Source organism: Paenibacillus sp. CCS19, from assembly GCF_033239625.1.
In the GTDB taxonomy this organism is placed as follows: Bacteria; Bacillota; Bacilli; order Paenibacillales; family Paenibacillaceae; genus Paenibacillus_T.
In genome coordinates, this window is the sequence record NZ_BTCK01000137.1 from 1 (window position 1) to 234 (window position 234).

General features: G+C 51.7%; 1 protein-coding gene. It reads right to left on the minus strand.

From position 1 onward, the window contains the following. The coding region (locus SBI19_RS29445) for a hypothetical protein (protein WP_317973085.1) at positions 1–234 on the minus strand (234 nt) is incomplete at both ends.

Genomic DNA, 234 nt, shown 5'->3' on the forward strand with positions numbered 1-234 from the left:
TCCTTCATTGAACGTGATCGTCAGATCGGCATTGTTCAAGCTGCCGTCCACGACACCCGTAATAATAGGCTTAGCCGTATCGTAATTAATGGTGTCACTGATTGCATATACGTTGCCGACCGCGTCCTTCAGCTCGGCATTCACTGTTTTCGTACCGTCGCCTGTGCTTAACGTCCAGCTCTTCGCTGCTGCGTAAGCTTCCCATGCGCTCCATGCCCCAGCTTCATTCTGGAA